Source organism: Micromonospora sp. NPDC047620 (assembly GCF_043205005.1).
Classification (GTDB): Bacteria; Actinomycetota; Actinomycetes; order Mycobacteriales; family Micromonosporaceae; genus Micromonospora.
The window spans coordinates 1-1,175 of the sequence record NZ_JBIDDG010000156.1 but is presented as its reverse complement, the minus strand read 5'-3'; the positions used below and the strand labels follow the sequence as shown (position 1 = coordinate 1,175).

Below are 1,175 nucleotides of genomic sequence, written 5' to 3'. Positions count from 1 at the left end.
ACACCAACCGACCCACCACCCGGATACACCCCAAGACCCACCAACACATCCCGGAAATTCACCCCCGCCGCACGGATCGCGACCCGCACCTCGCCAGCACCTACGACGTCCGGGGTCACGGTTTCGACGACAATGCCGTCCAGCGACCCACTGCCGTCGGCGGTCAGCCGCCACTCACCTGAGACGGGGATCGGCTCGCCGGTAGGGGCGGCCAGGCGCGGGACGAGGCGACCGGCGGCGGTGACAGCCTGTTGGGGCTCGTCGAGGGAGAGGTGACGTGCGGCAGGTTCGTCGACGTCGGCGACGACGACCCGGCCGGGGTGTTCCGCCTGCACCACCCGGAGCAGTCCCCACAGGGCACCCGCTGCGGCGGAGCGGGTCGCGTCGACGCCGGTCGGGGCCGTGGCCGAGGTGGCCCCGGTGGTCAGCACGACCAGCCGGGTGTGGTGAAACTCCGGCGCGGCAAGGAACTCCTGGACCAGGGCGAGGACGTCGACGGTTGTCGTGTGCGCGTCGGCGAGGTCGGGGGTGACGACGGCGGCCGGCACGCCTACGCCCGCGTTGATGGCCTCGCGCAGCGCGGCGAGGTCGGCGACGCGCCGTCCGCCCACGCCGTGCGGGTCGGGTCCGACGACGACGTGATCGGTGAGGCCGCCCGCGCCGCCCGTCGCTGGTCGCCAGTGGAGGTTGAGGAGGGTGGTGTTGGTGGTGGTGGGTAGGGGGCGGAGTTGGAGGTGGTTGATGGTGGCCAGGGGGGTGCCGTCGGTGTGGTGCAGGGTGATGGTGGCGGTGTCGGGGGTGGGTTGGGTGAGGATGGCTCGGGCGTGGGTGGCGCCGGTGGTGTGGATGGTGACGCCGGTCCAGGTGAACGGAACGAGTGGCGTGCCACCTCTGGTGGTGGTGTGGGCGAGCAGGAGGGGGTGCAGGGCGGCGTCGAGCAGGGCGGGGTGGATGGCGTGACCACCGTCATCGGGGTTGTCGTGGTGGGTGTCGCTGATCGTGATGTCGGCGTAGAGAGTGCCGTCGTGCTGCCAGGCTTGGCGCAGTCCCTGGAAGGTGGGTCCGTAGTCGTAGCCGGCGTCGGCGGCAGCGGGGTAGAAGTCATCGACCGGCACGGGCACCGCACCCTCGGGCGGCCAGGGCCCGTGATGAGGCCGGCCGGGCTGGCCGGTGTC

1 protein-coding gene is annotated in these 1,175 nt (G+C 72.1%); it reads right to left on the bottom strand.

What is annotated here, in order from left to right; genetic code table 11:
* The coding region (locus ACGF5C_RS34905) for a polyketide synthase dehydratase domain-containing protein (protein ID WP_393308711.1) at positions 1–1,115 on the bottom strand (1,115 nt) is incomplete at its 3' end.
* Positions 1,116–1,175: the final 60 nt, after the last annotated feature.